Source organism: Zestomonas insulae (assembly GCF_016901015.1).
Classification (GTDB): Bacteria; Pseudomonadota; Gammaproteobacteria; order Pseudomonadales; family Pseudomonadaceae; genus Aquipseudomonas; species Aquipseudomonas insulae.
In genome coordinates, this window is record NZ_JAFEUP010000001.1 from 1,161,742 (window position 1) to 1,182,955 (window position 21,214).

The 21,214-nt window shown below is 66.7% G+C and carries 24 protein-coding genes and 3 tRNA genes; 18 read left to right on the forward strand and 9 right to left on the reverse strand.

Going from position 1 to position 21,214, the window contains the following annotated elements; all coding sequences use genetic code 11:
• The 3 genes from phrB (at nt 1) to JQX08_RS05615 (ending at nt 2,476) form a co-directional block, all read left to right on the forward strand.
• Nucleotides 1-1,425, forward strand: a complete 1,425-nt coding sequence (gene phrB, locus JQX08_RS05605; protein ID WP_204915258.1) for a deoxyribodipyrimidine photo-lyase — start codon at nt 1-3, stop codon at nt 1,423-1,425.
• Nucleotides 1,426-1,608: 183 nt separating this feature from the next.
• The gene (locus JQX08_RS05610; protein ID WP_204915259.1) at nt 1,609-2,073 is read left to right on the forward strand and encodes a sn-glycerol-3-phosphate transporter; all 465 of its coding nucleotides are present in this window, start codon (nt 1,609-1,611) and stop codon (nt 2,071-2,073) included.
• A gap of 85 nt (nt 2,074-2,158) precedes the next feature.
• Complete coding sequence (locus JQX08_RS05615; protein ID WP_204915260.1) at nt 2,159-2,476, forward strand: YkgJ family cysteine cluster protein; 318 nt, start codon at nt 2,159-2,161, stop codon at nt 2,474-2,476.
• Nucleotides 2,477-2,545: 69 nt separating this feature from the next.
• Here JQX08_RS05615 and JQX08_RS05620 read toward each other — a convergent pair whose 3' ends face one another.
• From JQX08_RS05620 to hemA, 6 genes are all read right to left on the reverse strand, one after another.
• Complete coding sequence (locus tag JQX08_RS05620; protein WP_204915261.1) at nt 2,546-3,058, reverse strand: acyloxyacyl hydrolase; 513 nt, start codon at nt 3,056-3,058, stop codon at nt 2,546-2,548.
• Nucleotides 3,059-3,210: 152 nt separating this feature from the next.
• A complete protein-coding gene (murI, locus tag JQX08_RS05625) occupies nt 3,211-4,005 on the reverse strand; it encodes a glutamate racemase (protein ID WP_204915262.1) in 795 nt (264 codons plus the stop codon).
• Nucleotides 3,995-4,753: a molybdopterin-synthase adenylyltransferase MoeB gene (locus tag JQX08_RS05630; RefSeq protein WP_204915344.1), complete on the reverse strand. Its 759-nt coding sequence runs from the start codon at nt 4,751-4,753 to the stop codon at nt 3,995-3,997. The genes murI and JQX08_RS05630 overlap by 11 nt, the downstream gene beginning before the upstream one ends.
• A gap of 21 nt (nt 4,754-4,774) precedes the next feature.
• Nucleotides 4,775-5,602, reverse strand: a complete 828-nt coding sequence (gene prmC, locus JQX08_RS05635) for a peptide chain release factor N(5)-glutamine methyltransferase (RefSeq protein WP_204915263.1) — start codon at nt 5,600-5,602, stop codon at nt 4,775-4,777.
• Between the two features lie 79 nt (nt 5,603-5,681).
• The gene (gene prfA, locus JQX08_RS05640) at nt 5,682-6,764 is read right to left on the reverse strand and encodes a peptide chain release factor 1 (protein WP_204915264.1); all 1,083 of its coding nucleotides are present in this window, start codon (nt 6,762-6,764) and stop codon (nt 5,682-5,684) included.
• A complete protein-coding gene (hemA, locus tag JQX08_RS05645; protein WP_204915265.1) occupies nt 6,761-8,035 on the reverse strand; it encodes a glutamyl-tRNA reductase in 1,275 nt (424 codons plus the stop codon). The genes prfA and hemA overlap by 4 nt, the downstream gene beginning before the upstream one ends.
• 194 nt (nt 8,036-8,229) lie before the next feature.
• On the opposite strand from hemA, the gene JQX08_RS05650 reads away from it, so the two are divergent.
• The 9 genes from JQX08_RS05650 to ychF all read left to right on the forward strand — a co-directional run bounded on the left by JQX08_RS05650 (nt 8,230) and on the right by ychF (nt 15,110).
• Nucleotides 8,230-9,960: a tetratricopeptide repeat protein gene (locus JQX08_RS05650; RefSeq protein ID WP_204915266.1), complete on the forward strand. Its 1,731-nt coding sequence runs from the start codon at nt 8,230-8,232 to the stop codon at nt 9,958-9,960.
• A gap of 3 nt (nt 9,961-9,963) precedes the next feature.
• The gene (gene lolB / locus JQX08_RS05655; RefSeq protein ID WP_204915267.1) at nt 9,964-10,581 is read left to right on the forward strand and encodes a lipoprotein insertase outer membrane protein LolB; all 618 of its coding nucleotides are present in this window, start codon (nt 9,964-9,966) and stop codon (nt 10,579-10,581) included.
• A gap of 1 nt (nt 10,582) precedes the next feature.
• A complete protein-coding gene (gene ispE, locus JQX08_RS05660) occupies nt 10,583-11,431 on the forward strand; it encodes a 4-(cytidine 5'-diphospho)-2-C-methyl-D-erythritol kinase (RefSeq protein ID WP_204915268.1) in 849 nt (282 codons plus the stop codon).
• Nucleotides 11,432-11,456: 25 nt separating this feature from the next.
• Nucleotides 11,457-11,531: transfer RNA gene (locus JQX08_RS05665), tRNA-Gln, on the forward strand.
• A gap of 47 nt (nt 11,532-11,578) precedes the next feature.
• Nucleotides 11,579-11,653 (forward strand) — tRNA-Gln (locus tag JQX08_RS05670).
• Nucleotides 11,654-11,700: 47 nt separating this feature from the next.
• Nucleotides 11,701-12,642, forward strand: a complete 942-nt coding sequence (locus tag JQX08_RS05675) for a ribose-phosphate diphosphokinase (protein ID WP_204915269.1) — start codon at nt 11,701-11,703, stop codon at nt 12,640-12,642.
• A gap of 110 nt (nt 12,643-12,752) precedes the next feature.
• Nucleotides 12,753-13,355: a 50S ribosomal protein L25/general stress protein Ctc gene (locus JQX08_RS05680; RefSeq protein WP_204915270.1), complete on the forward strand. Its 603-nt coding sequence runs from the start codon at nt 12,753-12,755 to the stop codon at nt 13,353-13,355.
• 30 nt (nt 13,356-13,385) lie between these two features.
• A complete protein-coding gene (gene pth / locus JQX08_RS05685) occupies nt 13,386-13,970 on the forward strand; it encodes an aminoacyl-tRNA hydrolase (RefSeq protein WP_204915271.1) in 585 nt (194 codons plus the stop codon).
• Nucleotides 13,971-14,009: 39 nt separating this feature from the next.
• Nucleotides 14,010-15,110 carry a redox-regulated ATPase YchF gene (ychF, locus tag JQX08_RS05690; RefSeq protein WP_204915272.1) on the forward strand — a complete coding sequence of 367 codons (1,101 nt, stop codon included), beginning with the start codon at nt 14,010-14,012 and terminating at the stop codon, nt 15,108-15,110.
• A 66-nt stretch (nt 15,111-15,176) separates the two neighbouring features.
• Here ychF and JQX08_RS05695 read toward each other — a convergent pair whose 3' ends face one another.
• Both JQX08_RS05695 and JQX08_RS05700 read right to left on the reverse strand, forming a co-directional pair.
• On the reverse strand, nt 15,177-16,640 hold the full coding sequence (locus tag JQX08_RS05695; protein WP_204915273.1) for a sensor histidine kinase: 1,464 nt from the start codon (nt 16,638-16,640) through the stop codon (nt 15,177-15,179).
• Entirely contained in the window at nt 16,637-17,356 is a 720-nt protein-coding gene (locus JQX08_RS05700; RefSeq protein ID WP_204915274.1) for a response regulator transcription factor, read from the reverse strand. The genes JQX08_RS05695 and JQX08_RS05700 overlap by 4 nt, the downstream gene beginning before the upstream one ends.
• Nucleotides 17,357-17,505: 149 nt before the next feature.
• On the opposite strand from JQX08_RS05700, the gene JQX08_RS05705 reads away from it, so the two are divergent.
• The 6 genes from JQX08_RS05705 to JQX08_RS05730 all read left to right on the forward strand — a co-directional run bounded on the left by JQX08_RS05705 (nt 17,506) and on the right by JQX08_RS05730 (nt 20,819).
• Nucleotides 17,506-18,141: a cytochrome b/b6 domain-containing protein gene (locus JQX08_RS05705; protein WP_204915275.1), complete on the forward strand. Its 636-nt coding sequence runs from the start codon at nt 17,506-17,508 to the stop codon at nt 18,139-18,141.
• Between the two features lie 10 nt (nt 18,142-18,151).
• Nucleotides 18,152-18,934: a molybdopterin-dependent oxidoreductase gene (locus JQX08_RS05710; protein ID WP_204915276.1), complete on the forward strand. Its 783-nt coding sequence runs from the start codon at nt 18,152-18,154 to the stop codon at nt 18,932-18,934.
• 67 nt (nt 18,935-19,001) lie between these two features.
• Nucleotides 19,002-19,286, forward strand: a complete 285-nt coding sequence (locus tag JQX08_RS05715; protein ID WP_204915277.1) for a pentapeptide MXKDX repeat protein — start codon at nt 19,002-19,004, stop codon at nt 19,284-19,286.
• Between the two features lie 57 nt (nt 19,287-19,343).
• Nucleotides 19,344-19,859, forward strand: coding sequence for a peptide-methionine (R)-S-oxide reductase MsrB (gene msrB, locus JQX08_RS05720; protein WP_204915278.1), 516 nt, complete (start codon nt 19,344-19,346; stop codon nt 19,857-19,859).
• Nucleotides 19,860-19,890: 31 nt separating this feature from the next.
• The gene (msrA, locus tag JQX08_RS05725; protein WP_204915279.1) at nt 19,891-20,616 is read left to right on the forward strand and encodes a peptide-methionine (S)-S-oxide reductase MsrA; all 726 of its coding nucleotides are present in this window, start codon (nt 19,891-19,893) and stop codon (nt 20,614-20,616) included.
• Between the two features lie 126 nt (nt 20,617-20,742).
• Nucleotides 20,743-20,819, forward strand: a tRNA-Met gene (locus JQX08_RS05730).
• 118 nt (nt 20,820-20,937) lie between these two features.
• Here the strand turns inward: JQX08_RS05730 and JQX08_RS05735 are convergent.
• On the reverse strand, nt 20,938-21,099 hold the full coding sequence (locus JQX08_RS05735) for a hypothetical protein (RefSeq protein ID WP_204915280.1): 162 nt from the start codon (nt 21,097-21,099) through the stop codon (nt 20,938-20,940).
• Nucleotides 21,100-21,214: the final 115 nt, after the last annotated feature.

Below are 21,214 nucleotides of genomic sequence, written 5' to 3' on the forward strand. Positions count from 1 at the left end.
ATGCGCCAGCTGCTCTGGCTGCGCAGCGACCTGCGCGTCCACGACAACCGCGCACTGAGCGCAGCCATGAGCGCCGGGCCGACTGTCGCGCTGTACCTGGTCAGCCCCGGGCAATGGCAGGCGCACGACGACGCGCCGTGCAAGATCGACTTCTGGCGCCGCAACCTGCTCGAGCTGGCCGGCGAACTGGCGCAGCTCAACGTGCCGCTGCTGGTCCGCCGCGTGGATACCTGGCGCCAAGCGCCACAGGCGATCAGCGCGCTGTGCGAGCGACTGCAGATCGGCAGCGTGCAGGCCAACGAGGAATACGGGGTCAACGAAACCCGCCGCGACCAGGCCGTCGATCAGGCGCTGCAACGCCTCGGCGTGGCGTTCCGCCGCCACCTCGACCAACTGCTGCTGCCGCCGGGTAGCGTGCTGACCCGCAGCGGCGGGTACTTCCAGGTGTTCAGCCAGTTCCGCAAGGTCTGCCTGCAGCGCCTGCTCGACCGCTCGCCCGCCCTGCAACCCAAACCGCGCGCCCAGGCGCCGCTGCCGCTGGCCAGCGATCCGCTGCCGGCGGCGTTCGACGGCCTGCCGGGTGTCGACGCGGCGCTGGCGGCATACTGGCCGGCCGGCGAGGCGGTGGCCAGCGCACGCCTGCAGGACTTCATCGATACCCAGATCGACGACTACCACGCGCAGCGCGACCTGCCCGCCCGCCCCGGCACCAGCCAGCTCTCCGCCTACCTGGCCTGTGGCGTGCTGTCGCCGCGCCAGTGCCTGGGCGCCGCACTCAACGCCAACCAGGGCGAGTTGGACAGCGGCCGCCAGGGCGTCGCGACCTGGATCAACGAGTTGCTCTGGCGCGAGTTCTACAAGCACATTCTGGTCGGCTTCCCGCGCGTGTCTCAGCACCGTGCGTTTCGCGCCGAGACCGAGGCACTGCCCTGGCGTGACGCGCCGGACGAGCTGGCCGCCTGGCAGCAGGGCCGCACCGGCTTTCCGCTGATCGACGCGGCGATGCGCCAACTGCTCGCCACCGGCTGGATGCACAACCGCCTGCGCATGCTGGTCGCCATGTTCCTCAGCAAGCACCTGCTGCTCGACTGGCGCGCCGGCGAGCGCTGGTTCATGCAGCACCTGATCGATGGCGACCTGGCCGCCAACAACGGCGGCTGGCAATGGAGCGCCTCGACCGGCACCGACGCCGTGCCGTACTTCCGCCTGTTCAATCCGATCAGCCAGTCGCAGCGCTTCGACCCGCATGGGCGCTTCATCCGCCACTGGCTGCCGGAGCTCGCCGCGCTCAGCGAACGCGACATCCACAACCCCGCGGCGCTCGGCGGGCTGCTCGCGCCGCCCGGCTACCCGGCGCCAATTGTCGACCTCGGCGTGGGCCGCACGCGCGCCCTGCAGGCCTTCCGCGACCTGCCACGGCACTGAGCCGCGCCTCGTTCAGCTGAGGTTCAGCCAAGGTTCAGCCGAGGTTCAGGGCGTCCTCGTTAGCCTCTGCTCATCCCCACGATGACCACGAGGACCGCGCCATGAAACGCCTCCCCATCCTGTTCCTCGCCGCCAGCGTGAACGGCACCAGCCGCGGCAGCCGCTGAGTGGGAGACCGCCGCGATGCGCAGACTGATGCTGCTCGGCGCGGCGACGCTGGCCCTGCTGGCCGGCGTCGCCCAGGCCGACGACCAACCGTTCTGGTACTTGCAGACCAGCGTCTACACCACCCACTGGTCGCACGACCCCGAGCACAACAACCACCAGAACCTGATCGGTGTGGAGCGCCACAACGCCGACGGCCGCTTCATCGGCGCGGCGACCTTCCGCAACTCGTATCGCCAGCGCACCCAGTACGCCTATGTCGGCAAGCGCTACGAGGCCGCCAGCCTACCGGTCTGCGCGAAGCTCTCGGCGGGGTTCATCCAGGGCTATCGCGGCGAGTACCGTGACAAGATTCCGCTCAACCGCTACGGCGTGGCCCCGGCGATCATCCCGGCGCTGGGCGCCCACTGGGACAGCGTCGGCGCCGAACTGGTGCTGTTCGGCAACGCCGGGGCGATGCTCACCAGCGGTCTGCGCTACTGAAGGACGGGCGCGCCGGCGAGAACCGAGGCGGCTGCCGGTCGGCCCGCGCCCCGGCCCGCGGACATCTGCCGTACACTGCGCGCCCATGCCCGCCCTCACCCAGATTCCCCTCACCCAGTTGCCCGCCGAACCGGCCATCAGCTGCTCCAACTGCGCCGCCTGCTGCTGTCAGCTGGAAGTCATGCTGATCACCGACACCGGCGTGCCGCAGCGCTTTATCGAAGCCGACGCCTGGGGTGGCGAAGTGATGAAGCGCCTCGACGACGGCTGGTGTGCCGCCCTCGACCGCGACAGCATGCTGTGCAGCATTTACGAACAACGCCCACTGATCTGCCGCGAGTTCGAGATGCGCTCGGCCGAGTGCCAGGACGAACGCCGCGGTATGGCGGCGATCTATCGCTGAGCGCCGCCAGGCAAACGCTGGGCAGAAAAAAGCCGGACTCGAGGTCCGGCTTTTTTCTGCGCGATCGACTCAGAAGCTGAGGCGGTAATGCAGGGTGTAGGCCTCCACCCCGTCGTTCGGCTGCTTGATCCCGGCGTTGGAGTAGTGGATCGCGCGCAGGCCGACTTCCTGGCCATTGAAACGCAGGCCGGCGCCGATGCGATCCTCGAACTGGAAGGCAGAGGCCAGATCGCGGTCTTCCAGATCGGTGTCGGCGAACAAGGCGACGCCGATACCCGCTTCGACATACGGCTTGACCGTCTCGCCGGCGAATTCGTAGACGAACACTGGCGAGAACGACAGGCTGTGATTGCTCGAGGCTTCGTCACCGTCCCAGTAGGTGTAAGCGGCGTCCCAGTAGCCGGTCAGGCGACCGACGTCGCTCTGCCACCAGCTGGTGCCGAAGTCGAACTGGGTGCCCAGGCGATAGATCATGGTCGACTCGCTGGACTGCCCGACGGCAAAGGTAACGTCCGCTGCCGAGGCATGAGCCACGACCCCCAAGGACAAAGCTGCAAATACCGCCAGAGAACGTAGATGCATAAAAACTTCCTTATTGAGAGTGACGAAAACGGGTCATCTGGTTAGGAATTATAGAAATAACCGCGCCAAGTGAAAGTCGACTTACGCCTAACAGCCACCATCGTTCGTCAGGCGTCCAGCCTTTCACGCACCCGCTAAACGCTTTGTCCGCCCTAACAGGGCAAAGGTTCGACCGATTTTGCCGGGCCCCACAGCACCGGCAGTACCGCCGCCAGGTTGGCCTGCGAACCGCTCGACCAGAAGCGCGGCTCGGCGGCGGCGCCATTGGCGAGCAGGTCACGGGCGCTGAGTACGCGCTGCAAATGACGCGCCACCGCCGCGCCGGTGTCGACCAGGTTGACCGCGGCCGGCACTAGCTCGCGCAGCAGCGGCTTGAGGAAGGGATAGTGGGTGCAGCCGAGGATCAGGGTGTCGCAGCCCTCGGCCAGCAACGGCGCAACGAAGCCCTGCAATAGCGCACGGGTGCTGGCGCCGTCCAGTTCGCCGGCCTCGATGCGCTCGACCAGCCCGGGGCACGGCTGGGTGATCACCCGCACATCGCTGGCGAAGCGGTCGAGCAGCGCGGCGAACTTGGCGCTCTTCAGCGTGCCGGTGGTGGCCAGCACGCCGACCACGCCGCTGCGCGTCGCCGCCGCGGCCGGCTTGACCGCCGGCTCCATGCCGATGATCGGCAGCTCGGGATGCCGCTCGCGCAGGTCGGCGACCGCCGCCGCCGTGGCAGTGTTGCAGGCCAGCACCAGGGCCTTGGCGCCCTGCCCGAGGAGGAAACTGGCGATTACCTGACTGCGCTCGCGGATGAACTCCGGGGTCTTCTCGCCGTATGGCACGTGACCGCTGTCGGCGACGTACAGCAGCGATTCGGCGGGCAGCAACTGACGGATTTCGCCAAGCACCGAGAGGCCGCCGACCCCGGAATCGAACACGCCGATCGGCGCGTTATTCGGCATGGGCGGGCCCACACACGGCGCAGGCCGGGTCGCGTTTGACGCGCAACTCGCGGAAGCGGCTGCCGAGCGCATCGATCAGCAGCAGCCGACCGACCAGCGGCTCGCCGAAACCGGCCAGCAACTTGAGCGCCTCGAGCGCCTGCAGACTACCGACCAGGCCAACCAGCGGGCCGACCACGCCGGCTTCGCTGCAGGTCAGCTCGGCTTCGCTGCCGTGGCCATACAGGCAGTGGTAGCAGGGACTGTCGGCGCGGCGCGGATCGAACACCGACAGCTGGCCTTCCAGGCGGATTGCCGCGCCGCTGACCAGCGGGGTGCGCGCGGCGACGCAAGCGGCGTTGACCGCCTCGCGGGTGGTGAAGTTGTCCGAGCAGTCGAGCACCAGGTCGACCGCCGCCACCGCCGCGTCCAGCGAATCCGCATCCAGCGCACTGCGATACGGCTGCAGCTGCACCAGCGGGTTGAGCGCACGCAGCCGCGCCATCGCCGAATCGACCTTGCTCTGTCCGACGCTGAGGCTGTCATGGGCGATCTGCCGCTGCAGGTTGGTCAGGTCGACGCTGTCGAAATCCGCCAGGTGCAGCTCGCCGACGCCGGCGGCGGCCAGGTACAGGGCCACCGGCGAACCCAGCCCACCGAGGCCGATGATCAGCACGCGGCTCTGCTTGAGGCGCAGCTGGCCGTCGATGTCGATCTGCGCCAGCAGGATCTGCCGGCTGTAGCGCAGCAATTCTTCGTCGCTGAGCAGCATCACGTCACGCTCCTACGCTCATGTCCATTGCCCGAGGCTGATCCGCTCGTGGCCGCCGAGGTCGCGGCGGCTGGCCACGCGGGCGAAACCGCCGCGCTCGAGCAGCTCGCGCACCGCGCCAGCCTGCTCGAAGCCGTGCTCGAGCAGCAACCAGCCGCCCGCCTCCAGGTGCTGCGGCGCATCGTGGATGATCGCGCGGATATCGTCGAGGCCGTCGCGCCCGGCCACCAGCGCGCTGGCCGGCTCGAAACGCACGTCGCCTTCACTAAGGTGACGATCATCGGCGGCGATGTACGGCGGGTTGCTGATGATCGCCGCGTAGCGCTCGCCGACCAGGGCGGCAAACCAGTGGCTGAGGCGGAACTCGGCATTGCCGAGGCCCAGGCGCAGGCGATTGCGCTCGGCCAGCGCCACCGCCTCGGCGACCCGGTCGACGCCAGTCAGCCGCCAGGCCGGGCGCTCGCTAGCCAGGGCCAGGGCGATCGCGCCGGTACCGGTGCCGAGGTCGAGCAGCCGCGCCGGGGTCGCCGGCAGCAATTCGAGGGTGGTTTCCACCAGCAGCTCGGTGTCGGCACGCGGGATCAGGGTGTCGGCGCTGACTTCCAGCTCCAGGCTCCAGAAGCCCTGCTGGCCGAGGATGTAGGCCACCGGCTCGCCCGCCTGGCGGCGACCCAACGCGGCATGAAAGCGCTCGAGCACCGCGCTGTCGACCTCGCGCTCCGGCCAGGTGCGCAGGTAGCTGCGCGGCTTGCCCAGCGCGGCGGCGAGCAGCAGCTCGGCGTCCAGCCGGGCGGTCGGCGAATCCGGCAGTGCGGCGCTGTTCAGCAGGGATTGGATGGTGGCCATGGCTTTCTCGTAGGGTGAATCGCGCTGCATCGAGCCACCAGGCGGCGTGGGGATGCGCACAGCGTCATCCACCAGGGACTTAGTCGCCCAGTGCCGCCAGTTGGTCGGCCTGGTACTCGCTAAGCAGCGGCTCGATCACCGCCTCGACGCCGCCGGCGAGCACTTCGTCGAGGCTGTACAGGGTCAGGTTGATGCGGTGATCGGTGACCCGGCCCTGCGGGTAGTTGTAGGTGCGGATGCGCTCGGAGCGGTCACCGGAGCCGACCAGCAGCTTGCGCGTCTCGGAGATTTCCTTGTGCGCGGCGGCGTCCTGCTGATCCTGCAGCTTGGCCGCCAGCCAGGCCATGGCCTTGGCGCGGTTCTTGTGCTGTGAACGCTCTTCCTGGCACTCGACCACGATGCCGCTGGGCAAGTGGGTGATACGGATCGCCGAGTCGGTCTTGTTGACGTGCTGACCACCGGCGCCGGAGGAGCGGTAAGTGTCGACGCGCAGGTCGGCCGGGTTGATCTCGATGGCCTGCTGCTCATCGGGCTCGGGCAGCACCGCCACGGTGCAGGCCGAGGTGTGGATGCGCCCCTGCGACTCGGTTTCCGGCACGCGCTGCACGCGGTGCGCGCCGGATTCGAACTTCAGCTTGGCGTAGACGTTGTCGCCCTCGACGCGGGCGATCACTTCCTTGAAGCCGCCGTGCTCGCCCTCGTTCTCCGAGAGGACTTCGACGCGCCAGCCCTGGCGCTCGGCGTAGCGCGAGTACATGCGGAACAGGTCGCCGGAGAAGATCGCCGCTTCGTCGCCGCCGGTACCGGCACGGATTTCCAGGAACACGTTGCGCCCGTCGTTCGGGTCGCGCGGCAGCAGCATGCGCTGCAGGCGGCTTTCCAGTTCGACGAGCTGCTCCTTGGCGCTGGCCACTTCGTCCTCGGCCATCTCGCGCAGGTCCGGGTCACTGTCCTTGAGCAGCGCCTGAGCGCCCTCCAGATCGGCGAGCACCTTGCGATAGGCGCGGAACGCCTGCACCACCGGCTCGACCTCGGCATATTCCTTGGAATAGGCGCGGAACTTGGTCTGCTCGCTGATCACTTCGGCGTCGCCGAGGAGCGCGGTGAGTTCCTCGAAACGATCCTGGAGGGTGTCCAGCTTGTTCAGCAGGGAAGCTTTCATGGGGCGCTCTTGTCCGTGCCCTCATCGAGGGAAAACAGTTCCTGAGCCACGGCCAGCGCATCGATGCGGCCGTCGGCGGAGAGTTTCTTCAGCTGCACGCTGGGCGCGTGCAGCAGCTTGTTGGTCAGCCCACGCGCCAGCACGGCGAGCACTTCATCCGCCGAGCTGCCGTTGGCGAGCAGGCGCTGCGCCTTGGCCAGTTCCTCGTCGCGCAGACGCTCGGCCTGCTGGCGGTAGGCCTTGAGCACGTCGACCGCGGCCAGCTCACGCAGGCGCTGCATGAAGTCGTCGGTGCCGGCGGCGACCAGTTCCTCGGCGGCCTGGGCCGCACCCTGGCGGCTCTTGAGGTTCTCGGCGATCACCTCGTGCAGGTCGTCGACGGTGTACAGGTAGATGTCGTCCAGCTCGCCGACTTCCGCCTCGATGTCGCGCGGCACGGCGATGTCGACCATGAAGATCGGCTTGTGCTTGCGCTGCTTCAGCGCGCTTTCCACCGCGCCCTTGCCGAGGATCGGCAGCTGGCTGGCGGTGGAGCTGATGACGATGTCGCTGTGCACCAGTTCCTGCGGAATGTCGGAGAGCAGCACCGCGTGCGCGCCGAACTGCTCGGCGAGCAGGCTGGCGCGCTCGAGGGTGCGGTTGGCGACGACGATGCGTTTCACGCCCTGGTCGTGCAGGTGGCGGGCGACCAGGCTGATGGTCTCGCCAGCGCCGATCAGCAGCGCCTGGCTGCAATGCAGGTCGCTGAAGATCTGCTTGGCCAAGCTGACCGCGGCGAACGCCACCGACACCGGGTTCTCGCCAATCGCGGTGTCGGTGCGCACCAGCTTGGCGGTGCTGAAGGTGGCCTGGAACAGCCGGCCGAGCAGCGGGCCGATGGTCCCCGCCTCGCGCGCCACGGCGAACGCCGATTTCATCTGGCCGAGAATCTGCGGCTCGCCGAGCACCATCGAGTCGAGCCCGGAGGCGACGCGCATCATGTGCTGCACCGCCATGTCTTCTTCATGCACGTAGGTGCAGGCGCGCAGGTCGTCGAGGTTGAGCCGGTGATAGTCGGCCAGCCAGGCCAGCACGGCGTCGGCACCCAGGCTGTCCTGTTCGAGGTACAGCTCGCTGCGGTTGCAGGTCGAGAGGATCGCCGCTTCACGACTGGCGGTGCGCTGGCAAAGCTGCTGCAGGGCATCGACCAACTGCTCGGGGGTGAAAGCCACGCGTTCGCGGATTTCCACCGGGGCGGTCTTGTGGTTGATACCGAGGGCGAGAAAGGCCATGCAGGGTCGCTGACGGAAACGGGAAGCCGCTAATTGTCCTACGTCACCCCAAGGAGAACAACCACTGCGACTTATTGTCCTAACTTGCGAGTCAAGCTGCGCGACCACCCTCTCGGACGGGCCTCCGCCCCATGGGTTTGCCCCACGGCTTGTGTCATCATGCGTGAAACCTAGGCAAGTCGCCCTTCTTCTATATGAATAGATCTCTTGCGTTGCTCGCCGCCCTGGTCTTCCTCGGTGGCTGTCAGTCCCTCCGCAGTTCGTCGCCCGACGGCAACCCGCCCGTCGAGGACACTGCCGCGACGCCGGCCGAAGCCAAGCCCGAAGTGTATGGCTCGTTCAGCGAAGACACGCTGTACTCCCTGCTCAGCGCCGAACTGGCCGGGCAGCGCAACCGCTTCGACATCGCCCTGAACAACTACACCACGCAAGCCAAGGCGACCCAGGACCCCGGCGTCGCCGAGCGCGGCTTCCGTATCGCCGAATACCTCGGCGCCGACCAGGCCGCCCTGGACACCGCGCTGATCTGGGCCAAGAACGCCCCGAGCAACCTCGATGCGCAGCGCGCCGCGGCGATCCAGCTGGCCCGCGCCGGCCGCTACGACGAATCCATGGACTACATGGAGCGCGTGCTCAAGGGCCAGGGCGACACCCACTTCGACTTCCTCGCCCTATCCGCCGCGGAAACCGACCCGGACACCCGCACCGGCCTGCTGCAGAGCTTCGACCGCCTGCTGACTAAGTACCCGGACAACGGCCAGCTGCTGTTCGGCAAGGCCCTGCTGCTGCAGCAGGACGGCCACCCGGACGAAGCGCTGAAACTGCTTGAAGACCAGCCGGCGGCCAGCCACGACGTTGCCCCGCTGCTGCTGCGCGCCCGCCTGCTGCAAGGCATGAAGCGCGGCGACGAAGCGCTGACGCTGCTCGAGAAAGGCATCAAGCAGCACCCAGACGACAAACGCCTGCGCCTGTCCTACGCACGCCTACTGGTCGAGCAGGACCGCCTGGAAGACGCCAAAGGCGAGTTCGCCACCCTGCTGCAACAGTCGCCGGACGATGACGACCTGCGTTTCTCGCTGGCCCTGGTGTGCCTGGAAGCCAAGGCCTGGAAGGAAGCGATCGTCTACCTCGAAGAGCTGGTCGAGCGGCAGAGTCATGTCGATGCCGCGCACTTCAACCTCGGCCGCGCGTATGAAGAACTCGGCGACAAGGACAGCGCGCTGATCGAGTACGGCCTGGTCGGCGCCGGCAACGATTACCTGCCGGCGCAGCTGCGCCAGACCGAATTGCTGTTCGACCAGGGGCGCGGCAGCGAAGCCACCGAGCGCCTCAACAAGGCCCGCGACAGCCAGCCCGACTACGCCATCCAGCTGTACCTGATCGAAACCGAGGCACTGTCCAACCGCGATCAGACCGAGGCCGCCTGGCGCGTGATCCAGCAAGGCCTGCAGCAGTTCCCGGATGACCTCAACCTGCTCTACACCCGCTCGATGCTGGCGGAAAAGCGCGACGACCTGAGCCAGCTGGAGAAGGACCTGCGCTTCATCATCCAGCGCGAACCGGACAATGCCATGGCGCTCAACGCGCTGGGCTACACCCTGGTCGATCGCACCACGCGCTACGCCGAAGGCAAGGCGCTGATCGAGCAAGCCCACCAGATTGACCCGGAAGACCCGGCGATCCTCGACAGCCTGGGCTGGGCGAACTACCGCACCGGCAACCTCGCCGAAGCGGAGCGCCTGCTGCGACTGGCGGTCGAACGCTTCCCCGACCCGGAGGTCGCCGCCCACCTGGGCGAAGTGCTGTGGGCCGCCGGCAAGCAGCGCGAGGCGCGGGAAATCTGGCGCGACGCCCTGCAGAAACAACCCGACAACGGCATCCTGCGCGACACCCTGCTGCGCCTGACCGGCTCCGAGACTCTCTGACCCATGCGCGTACCCCACCTGCTCGTCGCCGGGCTGCTCGTCGTGCTGACGGGCTGCGCCGGCCTCACTTCTCGCGAATCGGTACAAGGCCAGGGCGACCCGGCCCAGTGGAAAAGCCACAAGCAGCAGACCGCCGCGCTCGACGCCTGGCAGATCAGCGGCAAAGTCGGCATCCGTGCACCCAAGGATTCCGGCAGCGGCACGCTGTTCTGGCTGCAGCGCAAGGACTACTTCGACATTCGCCTGTCCGGCCCGCTGGGTCGCGGCGCCGCGCGCCTGACCGGGCACAGCGGCGCAGTCACCCTGGAAGTCGCCAACCAGGGCCGCTACCAGGCCGACTCGCCGGAAGCGCTGCTGGAAGAACAACTCGGCTGGCGTCTGCCGGTGTCGCACCTGATCTGGTGGGTGCGCGGCCTGCCCGCGCCGGACAGCAAGAGCCAGCTGACCCTCGACACCGACAGCCGCCTGGCGCACCTGGAACAGGATGGCTGGCAGGTCGAATACCTCAGCTACGCCGAACAGAACGGCTATTGGCTACCCGAACGCCTCAAGCTGCACGGCCAGGACCTCGACGTGACCCTGGTGGTCAAGGACTGGCAGCCGCGCCAGCTCGGCCAGTGACATGAGCGCTCGCCTCACCCTGCCGGCGCCGGCCAAGCTCAACTTGATGCTGCACATCCTCGGCCGCCGCGCCGACGGCTACCACGAGCTGCAGACGCTGTTTCAGTTTCTCGACTACGCCGACGAGCTCAGCTTCGCCCTGCGCGACGACGGCGAGATCCGCCTGCACACCCCGATCGACGGGGTGCCACACGACAGCAACTTGATCGTACGCGCCGCGCGCCAGCTGCAGCAGCTGTCCGGGTGCCGGCTCGGTGCCGACATCTGGCTGGACAAGCGCCTGCCGGTGGGCGGCGGCATCGGCGGCGGCAGCTCGGACGCGGCGACCACCCTGCTTGGGCTCAACCACTTGTGGCAGCTGCACTGGGATGCCGACCGCCTGGCCGCTCTGGGCCTTGGCCTGGGCGCCGACGTGCCAGTCTTCGTGCGCGGCCACGCGGCGTTCGCCGAAGGGGTTGGCGAGCGCCTGCAGCCGGTCGAGCTGGCGGAGCCGTGGTTCCTCGTCGCCGTACCGCAAGTCCTTGTCAGCACTGCGGAAGTTTTCAACGACCCTGAGTTGACACGGAATACTTCGGCCAGTACAGTTCGCAGCCTTCTCGAGGGGGGCGGTCGTAATGACTGCCAGCCGGTAGTCGAAAAGCGTTACCCAGCAGTTCGTAACGCATTGATCTTGTTGAACAAGTTCGTTTCGGCTAGATTAACCGGCACTGGAGCTTGTGTGTTTGGGAGCTTCCCAACACAGGACGATGCTGATAAAGTCGCCCGCCAACTTCCAGCCACTCTGCCGAGCTTTGTCGCTCAAGGTCGCAACATTTCGATGCTGCACCGACGGCTCAAAGATCTGGCCTGAAGTTCGTTGTTTCGGTGCTCGCTACAGGGGCGTCGCCAAGCGGTAAGGCAGCAGGTTTTGATCCTGCCATGCGTTGGTTCGAATCCAGCCGCCCCTGCCATCTCCTCCTCGGAGAAGCGCAGCCGAAGACAACGAAATACACGACACAGGGGCGTCGCCAAGCGGTAAGGCAGCAGGTTTTGATCCTGCCATGCGTTGGTTCGAATCCAGCCGCCCCTGCCATTTTCTAGACTCATCCAGGTCTGACCTCAGCCGACAGGTACTCCGTTGTGTCCAAGATGATGGTCTTTACGGGGAATGCCAACCCCGATCTGGCGCGGCGCATCGTACGTCAGCTGCATATCCCTCTCGGTGATGCCTCCGTCGGTAAGTTCTCCGATGGCGAGATCAGCATCGAGATCAATGAAAACGTCCGCGGTAAGGACGTCTTTCTGATCCAGCCGACTTGCGCCCCCACCAATGACAACCTGATGGAACTGGTGGTGATGGCTGACGCCTTCCGCCGCTCCTCGGCTACCCGTATCACTGCCGTGATCCCCTACTTCGGCTATGCCCGCCAGGACCGCCGTCCGCGTTCCGCGCGCGTGGCGATCAGCGCCAAGGTAGTGGCCGACATGCTCACCGTGGTCGGTATCGACCGCGTGCTGACTGTTGACCTGCACGCCGACCAGATCCAGGGCTTCTTCGACATCCCGGTGGACAACATCTACGGTTCGCCGGTCCTGGTCGACGATATCGAAGACCAGCGCTTCGAGAACCTGATGATCGTCTCCCCCGACATTGGTGGTGTGGTGCGCGCGCGCGCCGTGGCCAAGTCGCTGGGTGTGGACCTGGCGATCATCGACAAGCGTCGCGAGAAGGCCAACCACTCCGAAGTGATGCACATCATCGGTGACGTCGAAGGCCGTACCTGCATCCTCGTCGATGACATGGTCGATACCGCCGGCACCCTGTGCCACGCGGCCAAAGCCCTGAAAGAGCACGGCGCGGCCAAGGTCTTCGCCTACGCCACCCACGCGGTGCTGTCCGGACGTGCCATCGAAAACATTGAGAATTCCCAGCTGGACGAGCTGGTGGTGACCAACACCATCCCGCTGTCCGCCGCAGCCCAGGCCTGCAGCCGTATCCGCCAACTGGATATCGCGCCGGTCGTCGCCGAGGCGGTGCGTCGCATCAGCAACGAAGAATCGATCAGCGCGATGTTCCGCTAAGCGGCCATCCCTGAACGACAAGTGCCCCGCCGCGTGCGGGGCTTTTTGCCCAACCGTCCGGACGCTGGTCGCAAGCGTGAAGGACGGTTTGGTTATTTTGGAGAAGTGAAATGACTGATTTTGCCCTGAATGCCAACGTGCGTTCCGACCTGGGGAAAGGTGCGAGCCGCCGCCTGCGTCGTAACGAGAACCTCGTTCCGGCCGTGATCTACGGTGGCGAGAAAGCCCCGCAATCGATCAGCCTGCTGGCCAAAGAACTGGCCAAGCTGCTGGAAAACGAAGCCGCGTTCAGCCACGTGCTGGCCCTGAGCGTCGACGGCGCCACCGAAACCGTGCTGATCAAAGCGCTGCAGCGTCACCCGGCCAAAGGCTACGTGATGCACGCTGACTTCCTGCGCGTGGTTGCCGGCCAGAAGCTGACCGCTCACGTTCCGCTGCACTTCATCAACGAAGCCACCTCGGTTGGCGTGAAGCAGCAGGGCGGCGAAGTCTCCCACACCATCTCTGAAGTCGAAGTTTCCTGCCTGCCGAAAGACCTGCCGGAATTCATCGAAGTCGACCTGGCCAAAGTGGAAGTCGGTCAAACCCTGCACCTGTCCGACCTGACCGTTGCCAAAGGCATCGAGCTGGTTGCCCTGGCGCACGGCAACGACCTGGCCGTGGCCAACATTCACGCTTCCCGCGTGAAGGACGAAGAAGGCGCTGCCGAGTAATACTCGCCTGGCCTGAAGGGGGCTCCTGTCGTGACTGCCGTTCAACTGATCGTTGGCCTGGGAAATCCAGGCCCGGAATACGACCAGACCCGGCATAACGCAGGAGCCCTTTTTGTTGAACGACTGGCGGATAGCCAGCGCGTCAGCCTCAGCGCTGATCGCAAGTATTTCGGCCTGGTGGGTAAATTCAGCCATCAGGGACGCGACGTTCGTCTGCTCATCCCGACCACCTACATGAACCGCAGCGGCCAAGCCGTGGCGGCACTGGCGAACTTCTTCCGGATTCCGGCGGACGCCATCCTGGTGGCCCACGACGAACTCGACATGCCGCCCGGCGTTGCCAAGCTCAAGCTCGGCGGCGGGCATGGCGGTCACAATGGTCTGCGCGACATCATTGCGCAGATGGGCAACCAGAACGGCTTCTACCGCCTGCGCCTGGGCATCGGCCATCCCGGCCACAGCAGCCAGGTGTCCGGCTACGTGCTCGGTCGCGCGCCGCGCAGCGAGCAGGAACTGCTCGACAAGAGCGTCGACTTCGCCCTCGAGGCGCTGCCCGAGATGCTCGCCGGCGACTGGAGCAAGGCCATGCAGAAGCTGCATAGCCAGAAAGCCTGACCTTTTTTCACCGTATTCATCTTCCGCGAGGGACACACCATGGGATTCAACTGCGGCATCGTCGGTTTGCCCAACGTCGGCAAATCCACCCTGTTCAACGCCCTAACCAAGTCCGGTATCGCGGCGGAAAACTTCCCCTTCTGCACCATCGAACCGAACAGCGGCATCGTGCCGATGCCGGACAACCGCCTCGATGCCTTGGCCGCGATCGTCAAGCCGGAGCGGGTGATCCCCACCACCATGGAATTCGTCGACATCGCCGGCCTGGTCGCCGGAGCCTCCAAGGGTGAAGGCCTGGGCAACAAGTTCCTCGCCAACATCCGCGAGACCGACGCCATCGCCCACGTGGTGCGCTGCTTCGAAGACGACAACGTGATCCACGTGTCCAACTCGGTCGACCCCAAGCGCGACATCGAGATCATCGAGCTGGAACTGATCTTCGCCGACCTCGACAGCTGCGAGAAGCAACTGCAGAAGGTCGCGCGCAATGCCAAGGGCGGCGACAAGGACGCCCTGGCGCAGAAGGCGCTGCTGGAAAAGCTCATCCCGCACTTCACCGAAGGCAAGCCGGCGCGTTCGCTGCTGAAGAACCTCGGTGACGAGGAGAAGCGCCTGGTGCGCGGCTTCCACCTGCTGACCAGCAAGCCGGTGATGTACATCGCCAACGTCGCCGAGGACGGCTTCGAGAACAACCCGCACCTCGACGTGGTGCGCGCCATCGCCGAGGAAGAAGGCGCTATGGTGGTGCCGGTGTGCAACAAGATCGAGGCGGAGATCGCCGAGCTCGACGACGGCGAGGAGAAGGACATGTTCCTCGAATCACTCGGCCTCGAGGAGCCGGGTCTGAACCGAGTGATCCGCGCCGGCTACGAGCTGCTGCACCTGCAGACCTACTTCACCGCCGGGGTCAAGGAAGTCCGCGCCTGGACCGTCCGCGTCGGCGCCACCGCGCCGCAGGCCGCCGCCGTGATCCACACCGACTTCGAGAAAGGCTTCATCCGCGCCGAAGTGGTCGCCTATGACGACTTCATCCAGTTCAAGGGTGAAGGCGGCGCCAAGGAAGCCGGCAAGTGGCGCCTGGAAGGCAAGGACTACATCGTCAAGGACGGCGACGTGATGCACTTCCGCTTCAACGTCTAAGCCACCGCCTGCTGCACCGATCGCCGCGCGCTCCCCTGAGGAGGCGCGGCGATTGCGTTTCTGCACTCAGGCCGTCGCCAGGCTGAAACGGAACACCGCGCCGGAGCCACCTTCGTCGACCAGGCGGATCTCGCTGCCATGCAGCTGCAGCATGCGCTGCACCAGGATCAGCCCCAGCCCGCCGCTCTCCGGCGAGGTGCGGCGCAGCGCCGAGGCACGCGCGAACAACCCGTCGCGCATCTCCGGCGGGATTCCCGCGCCGCTGTCGCGCACCTCGACCTGCACCGCCTGCGGCTGCCCACTGAGGCGCACGGCGATCTGCGTGCCCGGCGGGTTGTGGCGGATCGCGTTGTCCAGCAGGTTGGTCAGCACCCGCTCGATCATGCCGAGATCGGCGCGCACGGTAGGCAACGCCGCGGCCATCTCCACCTGCAGCTGCTGCTGGCGCGCCTCGGCGGCCAGCTCGAACTTCTGCAGCACATCCTGGACCAGCTCGGGCAACGCAAAGGCCTCCTGCTCGGGCTGCACCAGACCCGACTCGAGGCGCGCCAGCTCGAACAGCTCCTGCGCCAGCCGACCGACCTTGCGGCTCTGCCCGAGAGCGATGTCCAGGTAGTGACGGCGCTCCTCGGCGCCCAGGCTGGCGTCCTTCAGCCGCAGGGTCTCGAGGTACCCGTGCAGCGAGGTCAGGGGCGTGCGCAGGTCGTGCGAGATGTTCGCCACCAGGTCGCGGCGCTGCTGGTCCTGACGGGTCAGCTCGCGCCACTGCTCGGCGAGGCGCTGGCCCATCTGCGCGAAGGCGCCGCGCAGCACGGCGATCTCGTCGCCGCGCCGATCCGCCTCGGCATCCGCGGTCAGCGCCGCGGCGCGCTCGCCGTGGCCATCGAAGCCGCGCACCGCCTCGGTCAGCGCCCGCAACGGCCGGGTGATCAGGCGGAACGCGACCAGGCCCATGACCAGCCCGAGCAGCGCGACGATCGCCGTCACCCACAGGGTCAGGCGCAGCACCGAGCTGGCCGACAGGTCGGCCGCCAGCGCGTCGTGCGCCTCGCCCTGCAGCACCACGTAGACGTAGCCGGCGTTGCGCCCGTCGACCTGCACCGGCGCGACGCTGAACACCTTGCGCCCGTTGGCACTGCGCGGATCGTCGCCGAGCACCGGCAGCGGCGCGCCGTCGAGCACCTGACGCAGCGGCGCAAGGTCGACCTGCTGGCGTTTCAGATGCCCGCTCGGCGCGGCATTGCCGACGATCTCGCCCTGGTTGTTGAGCAGGTACAGCTCGACCGCCGGATTCACCGCCATCAGCTTGTCGAACAGCCCGCGCACGGCGTCCGGACGCCAGCCACCGACGTCCATCAGCTGCGCCGTGCCGGCGATGTGCGCGGCCAAGCCGCTGGACAGGCGCTGCACCACCTCCTGCTCATGGCGTTCGCTGGCCATCACCTGCAGCCACACCGACACCCCGCTGCAGGCCAGCAGCAGCACGGCGAACACCAGCGACAGGCGCTGGGTCAGGCTCAGGCGCTTCATGCCCCACCCTCCTCGCCGGCGGCGAACTTGTAGCCCTTGCCCCACACGGTGAGGATGCGTTGCGGCGCGGCCGGGTCGACTTCGATCTTGGTGCGCAGGCGGTTGATGTGGGTGTTGACCGTGTGTTCGTAGCCGTCGTGCTGATAGCCCCACACCTCGTTGAGCAGCTCCAGACGGGAAAACACCTGGTCGGGATGGCGGGCGAAGAAGAACAGCAGGTCGAATTCGCGCGGGGTCAGCTCCAGCGGCCGGCCGTGCAGTGCGGCGGCGCGCGCCAGCGGGTCGATGCTCACCCCGTGGCGCACCAGCAGACCGGCGTCCATCCGCGCGTTATGCGCCAGTGCGTCGCTGCGCCGCAGCAGCGCGCGCACCCGGGCGACCAGCTCGAGCATCGAGAACGGCTTGGCCAGGTAGTCGTCGGCGCCCAGCTCCAGGCCGAGGATGCGGTGCACTTCGCTGGAGCGCGCGCTGGTGATGATGATCGGCGTGTAGCGCGCCATGCCGCGCGCGCGCTTGCAGATTTCCAGGCCGTCGACGCCGGGCAGCATCAGGTCGAGCACCAGCGCGTCCCAGCCGCCGCCCTCGAGCAGACGCATGCCGAGCGTGCCGTCGGCGGCGTGCTCGACGGCATAGCCTTCGTCCTGCAGGTGCAGACGCAGCAGGTCGGCGATGTGCACATCGTCCTCGACGATCAACACGCGTTTGGGCCTGTCCATCACCGCAAAACTCCTCAGGGCCGGGTGGTCATTCTCGCCAATAACGGCACGGCGAGTTATCACATTTAATTTAACTTTGCGTGAGGACTTCGATATCGGCGCGGCGGAACACTAGCCTCAAGTCATCGCCCCCGACCTGGAGTCCGAGCATGTCCGCCGCATCCGAATTGCCCGGCATCGCCCCTGCACCCGCCCTGCCCAGCGGCGTCATCCACCCGCGCTGGCTGCGCCTGACCCATTGGCTGAACGCCCTGGCGGTGCTGATCATGGTCACCAGCGGCTGGCGCATCTACAACGCCTCGCCGCTCTACGACTTCCGTTTCCCCGACGCCATCACCCTCGGTGGCTGGCTGGCCGGCGCGCTGAACTGGCATTTCGCGGCGATGTGGCTGCTGGTCGGCAACGGCCTGCTCTACCTGCTGCTGAACCTCGCCAGCGGCCGCCTGTTCCGCCGCTTCTTCCCGCTCTCCCCGCGCGGCGTGCTGCACGACGGCCTGGCGGCACTGCGCGGCCGGCTGCCGCATGGCGACCTGCGCCATTACAACCAGGTGCAGAAGGCCGCCTACCTGTTCGTCATGCTCGACCTGCTGGTCCTGGTGCTGTCCGGCCTGGTGCTGTGGAAGTCGGTGCAGTTCGCCACCCTGCGCGAGCTGCTCGGCGGCTACGAGACCGCCCGCCACGTGCATTTCGTCAGCATGGCCCTGCTGGTCGCCTTCGTCGCCGTGCACCTGGCGATGGTCGCCCTGGTGCCACGCACCCTGCTCGCCATGCTCCGCGGCCGCTGAGGAACTCACCATGCCCCTCGACAAACGCCCCAGCCAGCTCGATGGCGACGCGATCCTCAAGGAAGCCCGCCAACTGCTTGCCCCGCAGCTGCCCACGGCAACGCGACGCAGCTTCTTGCGCAACCTGACCCTCGGCGGCGTGGCGCTGCTCAGCGGTTGCCGGCTCAGCGACGACGAACACGTGGAAGCCGCGCTGATGGCCATCTCGCGCTTCAACGACCGCGCCCAGGGCTGGATCTTCGACCCCAACGCGCTGGCGCCGACCTACCCCGCGTCGATGATCACCAAGCCGTTCCCGTTCAACGCCTTCTACGGCATCGACGAGGCGCCCAACGTCGAGGAAGACGACTTCCGCCTGGAGATCAGCGGCCTGGTCGCCGACAAGCGCAGCTGGCGCCTCGACGAGCTGCGCGCCCTGGCGCAGGTCGAACAGATCACTCGGCACATCTGCGTCGAGGGCTGGAGCGCCATCGGCCGCTGGGGCGGGGTGCGCTTCTCCGACTTCCTGCAGCGCATCGGCGCCGACACCACCGCCAAATTCGTCGGCTTCAAATGTGCCGACGGCTACTACACCAGCATCGACATGCCCACCGCGCTGCACGCCCAGACCCAGCTGACCCTCAGCTACGACGGCCAGCGCCTGCCGCGCGAGTACGGCTTCCCGATGAAGCTGCGCATGCCGACCAAGCTCGGCTACAAGAACCCCAAACACATCAAGGCGATCTTCGTCACCAACAGCTACCCCGGCGGCTACTGGGAAGACCAGGGCTACAACTGGTTCGGCGGCAGCTGACGCGCACCCCCACCGTGCGCGGCATGGGCTGCGCACGCACTGCAAGCAACCCCTGAAGGAGCCCTCCATGAAACACCTGACCGCCACCCTCCTCACTCTGGGCCTGGCCATCGGCAGCGCCAGCGCATTCGCCGGCGATGACATGCGCAAGGACAGCATGAGCAAAGACAGCATGTCGAAGAGCTCGATGGCGAAGGACGCCATGCAACACGACAGCATGGCCAAGGACGCCGCGCCGCCCGCCAGCATGAGCAAGGACGGCATGCAGAAGGACAGCATGGGCAAAGCCGCCCCCAGCAAGGACGCGATGCAGAAAGAAGCGCCCAGCGAGCACACCGAGTCCGCCTACTAGACCGCCACCCCTGCGCCCGTTCGACCTCGGCCGGCGGGCCCCAACGAGGGCAGCAGCATGCTCTACAGCCGTCGATCACTGCTCTACACCGCCGGCTCGGCACTCCTCGCCGCCGGCCTGTTCGCCTCCTGGCCACGCCAGCGCGGGTTCGGCCCAGCCCCGGCCAGCGCCGCGCCGCAGTTCGCCGTCAGCCACAGCGACGCCGAATGGCGCCAGCTGCTGACCACCGCGCAGTACGACGTGCTGCGCCAGGAAGGCACCGAGCCGCCGCACTCCAGCCCACTCAACGACGAGCACCGCGAGGGCACCTTCGCCTGCGCCGGCTGCGACCAGCCGCTGTTCGCCTCGGCGACCAAGTTCGACAGCGGCACCGGCTGGCCGAGCTTCTACCAACCGCTGCCCAGCGCGGTCGGTGAAACCCGCGATAGCAGCTTCGGCATGCTGCGCACCGCCGTGCACTGCAGCCGTTGCGGCGGCCACCTCGGCCATGTGTTCGACGACGGCCCGCCGCCGACCGGGCTGCGCTACTGCATGAACGGCGTGGCCATGACCTTCCGCCCGGCCAGCGCCTGAACCATCACCGCCCGCCCATAGGGGCCAGATCATGACCAGACAGACCATCACCCACCCGGCCCGCTCATTGCGCTACTGGCTGCTCGGCGCACTGCTCGCCATCGCCGGCACGCTGCTGCTTCAGACACCACCCGGCGCCGCCAACGAGCGCGCCGTCATCATCCCGCCGCCGGCCATGGACGAGCCGGCGAACACCACTACCCCGGCTACCGCGGTGTTTGCCGGCGGCTGTTTCTGGGGTGTGCAGGGCGTGTTCCAGCACGTGAAGGGGGTCAGCCAGGCGCTCTCCGGCTATGCCGGCGGCAGCGCCGACAGCGCGAATTACGAGCAGGTCAGCGCCGGCGATACCGCTCATGCCGAATCGGTGCAGATCACCTACGACCCGGTGCAGATCAGCTACGGCCAGCTGCTGCAGATCTACTTCTCGGTGGCCCACGACCCGACCCAGCTGAACCGCCAAGGCCCGGACCGCGGCACCCAGTACCGCTCGACGGTGTTCGCCGCCAGCGCCCAGCAACGCCAGATCGCCGAGGCCTACATCGCCCAGCTGAACCAATCGGGGGCCTACAAAAAGCCGCTGGCCACCACGGTCGAAAACCTGCAGGCCTTCTACCCCGCCGAGGCCTACCACCAGGACTACCTGACCCTCAATCCGCAGAGCATGTACATCGTCATCAACGACCAACCGAAGATCGCCAACCTGGCCCGCGTGTTTGCCACGCACTATCGCGCCGAGCCGGCGCTGGTCAATCCGTGAGAGGAACACCCGGCCGCACCACGCTGATAGCGCTGCACGGACCTAAGCACTTGATCACGCGCAGAAAATCCCCGCACCGAAGGCTTGACAGCCTGCCTGCTCCCGAGAATAATGCGCGCCTCGCATGGCTACGTAGCTCAGTTGGTTAGAGCACGGCATTCATAATGCTGGGGTCCGGGGTTCAAGTCCCTGCGTAGCCACCATACAAAACAAAGGCTTACCTTCGGGTAGGCCTTTGTTGTTTCTGGGGTAGCGATTGCGTCGGGAGCTTCGGCCGGCGAAGAGAATTGCCGGCGCCAGCGAGCTGTTGGCTAGAACGCGTTACGCCGCGGCGGCGTAACCGATGAGCATGCCGTGCTGCACGCGATAGAGATGACCGCTGACATTCAGGGTCAGGGGTTCGCGCTTGATGATTTGTGCGCCGTCTTTGAGCAGCAGGTCGATATGGGCACGCAGGGCGTGAAAGTTGCGTTGTTCCTTCATCGGTAACACCCCCTCTTTTTTTGCCGTCGAGCTTACCAGCCAACCTGCGAGCTTCGACCTACCCACCCGCCCGCATTACGTGAACACCATCACATTTTCGTAATGGCACCACGCC

Bases quoted from the DNA above. Each gene is read 5' to 3' on its own strand.
- phrB (WP_204915258.1), top strand. From the start codon at position 1: ATGCGCCAGCTGCTCTGGCTGCGCAGCGACCTGCGCGTCCACGACAAC.
- JQX08_RS05610 (WP_204915259.1), top strand. From the start codon at position 1,609: ATGCGCAGACTGATGCTGCTCGGCGCGGCGACGCTGGCCCTGCTGGCC.
- JQX08_RS05615 (WP_204915260.1), top strand. From the start codon at position 2,159: ATGCCCGCCCTCACCCAGATTCCCCTCACCCAGTTGCCCGCCGAACCG.
- JQX08_RS05620 (WP_204915261.1), bottom strand. From the start codon at position 3,058: ATGCATCTACGTTCTCTGGCGGTATTTGCAGCTTTGTCCTTGGGGGTC.
- murI (WP_204915262.1), bottom strand. From the start codon at position 4,005: ATGCCGAATAACGCGCCGATCGGCGTGTTCGATTCCGGGGTCGGCGGC.
- prmC (WP_204915263.1), bottom strand. From the start codon at position 5,602: ATGGCCACCATCCAATCCCTGCTGAACAGCGCCGCACTGCCGGATTCG.
- prfA (WP_204915264.1), bottom strand. From the start codon at position 6,764: ATGAAAGCTTCCCTGCTGAACAAGCTGGACACCCTCCAGGATCGTTTC.
- hemA (WP_204915265.1), bottom strand. From the start codon at position 8,035: ATGGCCTTTCTCGCCCTCGGTATCAACCACAAGACCGCCCCGGTGGAA.
- JQX08_RS05650 (WP_204915266.1), top strand. From the start codon at position 8,230: ATGAATAGATCTCTTGCGTTGCTCGCCGCCCTGGTCTTCCTCGGTGGC.
- lolB (WP_204915267.1), top strand. From the start codon at position 9,964: ATGCGCGTACCCCACCTGCTCGTCGCCGGGCTGCTCGTCGTGCTGACG.
- ispE (WP_204915268.1), top strand. From the start codon at position 10,583: ATGAGCGCTCGCCTCACCCTGCCGGCGCCGGCCAAGCTCAACTTGATG.
- JQX08_RS05680 (WP_204915270.1), top strand. From the start codon at position 12,753: ATGACTGATTTTGCCCTGAATGCCAACGTGCGTTCCGACCTGGGGAAA.
- ychF (WP_204915272.1), top strand. From the start codon at position 14,010: ATGGGATTCAACTGCGGCATCGTCGGTTTGCCCAACGTCGGCAAATCC.
- JQX08_RS05695 (WP_204915273.1), bottom strand. From the start codon at position 16,640: ATGAAGCGCCTGAGCCTGACCCAGCGCCTGTCGCTGGTGTTCGCCGTG.
- JQX08_RS05700 (WP_204915274.1), bottom strand. From the start codon at position 17,356: ATGGACAGGCCCAAACGCGTGTTGATCGTCGAGGACGATGTGCACATC.
- JQX08_RS05705 (WP_204915275.1), top strand. From the start codon at position 17,506: ATGTCCGCCGCATCCGAATTGCCCGGCATCGCCCCTGCACCCGCCCTG.
- JQX08_RS05710 (WP_204915276.1), top strand. From the start codon at position 18,152: ATGCCCCTCGACAAACGCCCCAGCCAGCTCGATGGCGACGCGATCCTC.
- JQX08_RS05715 (WP_204915277.1), top strand. From the start codon at position 19,002: ATGAAACACCTGACCGCCACCCTCCTCACTCTGGGCCTGGCCATCGGC.
- msrB (WP_204915278.1), top strand. From the start codon at position 19,344: ATGCTCTACAGCCGTCGATCACTGCTCTACACCGCCGGCTCGGCACTC.
- msrA (WP_204915279.1), top strand. From the start codon at position 19,891: ATGACCAGACAGACCATCACCCACCCGGCCCGCTCATTGCGCTACTGG.
- JQX08_RS05735 (WP_204915280.1), bottom strand. From the start codon at position 21,099: ATGAAGGAACAACGCAACTTTCACGCCCTGCGTGCCCATATCGACCTG.